Consider the following 4025-nt stretch of genomic DNA (forward strand, 5'->3'; position numbering starts at 1 on the left):
TGAACCGGCGCACGAGCCCCGCTCTCGCCGCATTCGCGACCGGTACTGCGCTGCGCTACTTCGATTTCAACGACGCCTATGCGGGCAAGGAGACCGGCCATCCGAGCGACAACGTCGCCGCGTGCCTCGCGGTGGCCGAAGCGCAGCACGCCACCGGTCGCGACCTGATCCTGTCGATTGCGATCGCGTACGAAATCGCGTGCCGGCTGATGGACGCCGCCGCCATCAGCCCGCGCGGCTGGGACCACACCTGCTACAGCCTGCCCGCCGTCGCGCTCGCCGCGGGCAAGCTGATGCGCCTGCCCGCGCCGCAGCTCGTGCAGGCGGTGAACCTGTCGCTCAACAGCCATCTCGCGCTGAACCAGACGCGGGTGCAGCAGTTGTCCAACTGGAAGGCGCTCGCCGACGCGGACGCGGCGCGCAACGCGGTGTTTTCGACCGAACTCGCCCGTGCCGGCCTCACCGGTCCCGCGCCGATCTTCGAAGGAACGGCCGGGTTCTTCGAGCAGGTGTCGGGGCCGTTTACGCTCGATACGGGCGAATTCGGCGGGCGCGGCGGCACGTTCCGGATCGGCAAATGCTTCGTGAAGTTCTATCCGGCGCAGGGGCTCACGCAAACGGCGATTCCGGCCGCGCTCGCGGTCGCCGCGCAGGTCGGCGACCTGCGGCGCATCCGCCGCATCGAGATCCACACGACCGAAGTCGGCTACGTGACGGCCGGCCGCGATCCGGAGAAATGGGCGCCGTCGACCCACGAAACCGCCGATCACAGCCTGCCTTACATCGTCGCGCGGGCGATGCTCGACGGCGACATCACGACCCGAAGCTATGCGAGCGCCGCGCTGCGCGACCCGGCCTTGCGCGCGCTGATCGACAAGATCACGGTCAGTGCGGATCCGGCGCTGACGGCCCGCTATCCCGCGCATGCGCCGAATCGCGTGACGGCCGTGTGCGACGACGGCGCGATTCATGCGAAGCAGGTGGACGATCTGCCGGGTTCGCCGGCGCAACCGATGCAGCGCGACGACTATGAAGCGAAGTTCACGAAGAATTGCCGGCCGCACTGGAGCGCGGCACGCATGCGCGCCGCGCTCGACGCCCTGTGGCGGCTCGATGAACAGCCCGACGTCGCAACGCTGCCGCCGCTGTTCGTCGTGAGCTGACCGATGCACGGCCGGCGCCACGCGACGTCACACTCAGCCGACGCCGTACGCGTCCGCCGCGACGTCGTCCGAGAGCGACTCCGCCGCCGCGATGATCATGCGACGCATCCAGCCGTGCGCGTTGCTCGCGTCGTACCGCTGATGCCAGTACAGCGACCACGTGACCGGCTCCATCGCGAGCGGCAGTTCGCGGATCACGAGACGCGGATCGCCGAGACTCAGCGCGTGCCGCTCCGACATGATCACCGCGTACGGCAGTGCATCGAGCATGTTCGGCACGACGAGCCAGTGCGGCACGTTGAGCACGATCCGGCGCTTGCAGCGCATGTTCGCGAGCAGGTTGTCGATCAGGCTGTGGTCGACCGGGTTGATCGACACGTTGAGGAAGTCGAGCGCGAGGAACCGTTCGAGCGTCAGCGGCTTGTCCGCGTCGGGATGGTTGCGGCTCAGCATGCAGACCATCCGGTCGTGAAAGACGGTTTCCGACGACAGCGTGCCGGAATGCTCGAGGCCCGCGCTGATCGCCATGTCGAGCCGCCCCGCTTCGAGCGCTTCGGCCGTCTTGGCCGCGCTCGGATGCACGACGTCCAGGCCGATATTCGGCGCCGCCGTGCGCATGCGTTGCAGCAATGCGGGCAGCAAAAGCAATTCGGTCAGATCCGACATTCTGACCGTGAAATGACGTTCCGACGTAAAGGGCTGGAATTGATAATCCGATTCAAATAATTCTTCTATTTGTTGCATGATTTGTCGGACTGGCGAGATCAGCGCCTGGGCGCGCGGCGTCAACTCCATCCCGATCGCGCCGCGCGCGAGGATCTCGTCGTTGAACAGATACCGCAGGCGCGACAGCGCATTGCTGACGGCCGGCTGCGTCAGGCCGACCTTCAGGCCGGCTCGCGTCACCTGTTTCTCGGTCAGCAGCGCATCGAGTATGACCAGCAGGTTCAGGTCGATCGAACGTAGATTCATGATTGAGACCATCCACTAAGCGGGTTAATCGCACCCCGGTTCACGATTATCGCAATGGGGAAATCCCCTAATATTTAGTGCAATAAACGAGAATAGTCCAATCTTGACGTTTCAATATTTTTTATATAACTGCCGCCATTGATTCGGTTTTCGATTTAAACGACTCGTTTTCCAGTGATTTTTCTGAAAAACGAGTCAATCGGAGCCGCGAATCGATGGGGGAAACGGCTGACGCCGACAATCGCGCTCGGGCCGCTGCCCGCCCGCGCATCAGACCGTCGCGACCGGATTCACCGGCGCACCGACCAGGCCCCGGATATGCAGCGGGGGCGCGGTCAGCAGGAACCGGTTTCGCCGATGCGCACGCAGCCAGTTCGCGAGCGGCGTCAGATGCCACAGCTCGCCGAGGTGGATGCCGAGCTTGAACAGGCACAGCTCGTGCAGCGGCATCAGCGCACCCGGCTGCGCGAGCGGCTGCGCATGCTGCGGCCGCTCCTCGATCGCATGGTTGTCGGCCACGAGCGCGGCAAGCCGCGACTCGTCGATCCACTGCAGCAGGCGGGCGTCGCTGCTGTCCAGCACGCAGGCGCTCCCGACGGTCGCGGGCGACCCGCTCTCGTCGTTCAGCAGCAGGTCGGCGAACCCGGTGTGGATGCAGACGATGTCGCCCTGCTCGACGCGCACGTCGTCTTCCTCCATCACGCGCATCAGCTGCGCGTAGCCGACTTTCGTGCGGGCGTCGCCGAAGTGATGCCGCAGATCGATCAGCACGCCGCGCCCCTGCACGCCCGTCCGCGCCATCACCTCGATGCCGAGGGCGCGCGCGCCGCCGGTGGCGTCCCCTTCCTGCGGCACCCGCAGATGCTCGCCCATCCGGAAACCGTTGTAGAACACGATTTCGGGCACGCCGTCGCCGTCCGCATCGAATACGCCGCCGACATGCGCGAGACCGTCCCATTGCGTCGAGAACTGCGAATGCATGCAGAAGGAATCGTCGCAGACCACGTCGGTTGCGTTCGCTACCTGTTCGTCCGCGCGATAGCCGAAGTACGGCTTGCCGCCCAGCAGCGCCGGCATGATGGCCGGCGGCCGGCGGCGCGCGTTCAGCCCGCCGCCACGCGGCACGTCGAGCGGCAGGCTCAACGAGAACGACAGGCCTTCGCGCACCTCGGCGACGCCCTGCCGCACGTTGTCCGGAGTCAGCCAGTTCAACCGTCCTTTCTGGTCGTCCGGACCGAAATCGCCCCAGTTCGAGCCGGGCGGCCGCTTGTTCCAGCGTGGTGTGCTCAAGATGGATCCCCTCCTTTCAGGTTCGAATGCGCGCCGGACGTCAACGCCGCCAGCGCGTCGAGCGGCGCGTCGTCGGCGAGCGCCTGCACCGCGTCGCGCAGTTCGAGCGCGTGCGGCAAGCCGATCGTCGAACTCGCCGCGAGCACGAACTTCGCGACGAGCTCCTGTTCGGTCAACGGCCGCGAATTGGTGCCCTTGCTCGACTCCACTCGCGCCTCGCGCACCTGTCCGTCGCGCAGTTCCACCCGCAGCACGGCGGGCAGGAAATGCGGGAACCGCTCGTCGCACCACGGATCGGCGACGCAGCGCACCTTCGCGGCCAGCGCACGGCGCGCGGGGTCCCGCACGAGCTCGTCGTCGAAATCGTCGAACCAGACGCCGAGCCCGCCGCCGCCGAGCAGCGCGGCCGCGACGGTGTACGGCCCCGAGAACGCCGCCGCATAGCCGTCCGGCGGATTGGCCTTCAACTCGGCGGGTTCGCCGATCGTGCGCAGCGTCGACGCCGCGACCCGCAGTTCGGCGGACACCACGTCGTCGGCCGTCACGCCCTGCGCCTTCAACTGCAACGCCGCGTCGATGCCCGGATGCGTGAAGTGGTTG

3 protein-coding genes and 1 pseudogene are annotated in these 4025 nt (G+C 66.6%); 1 reads left to right on the top strand and 3 read right to left on the bottom strand.

The annotated features are described in order from the left end of the window. A partial coding sequence (locus tag G3N93_RS35190; RefSeq protein WP_206135034.1) for an MmgE/PrpD family protein occupies nucleotides 1-1163 on the top strand: 1163 nt, incomplete at its 5' end. A 33-nt stretch (nucleotides 1164-1196) separates the two neighbouring features. Here the strand turns inward: G3N93_RS35190 and G3N93_RS35195 are convergent. The 3 genes and pseudogenes from G3N93_RS35195 to G3N93_RS35205 form a co-directional block, all read right to left on the bottom strand. Beyond that, nucleotides 1197-2135, bottom strand: coding sequence for a LysR family transcriptional regulator (locus G3N93_RS35195; protein ID WP_206135035.1), 939 nt, complete (start codon nucleotides 2133-2135; stop codon nucleotides 1197-1199). A gap of 270 nt (nucleotides 2136-2405) precedes the next feature. Further along, a complete protein-coding gene (locus G3N93_RS35200; protein WP_174945998.1) occupies nucleotides 2406-3425 on the bottom strand; it encodes a cyclase family protein in 1020 nt (339 codons plus the stop codon). Beyond that, nucleotides 3422-4025: pseudogene (locus G3N93_RS35205) on the bottom strand (MmgE/PrpD family protein); the annotation flags it as partial. The pseudogene G3N93_RS35205 and the gene G3N93_RS35200, both read right to left, overlap by 4 nt.

Source organism: Burkholderia sp. Se-20378, from assembly GCF_017104665.1.
Classification (GTDB): Bacteria; Pseudomonadota; Gammaproteobacteria; order Burkholderiales; family Burkholderiaceae; genus Burkholderia; species Burkholderia lata.

Bases quoted from the DNA above. Each gene is read 5' to 3' on its own strand.
- G3N93_RS35195 (WP_206135035.1), bottom strand. From the start codon at position 2,135: ATGAATCTACGTTCGATCGACCTGAACCTGCTGGTCATACTCGATGCG.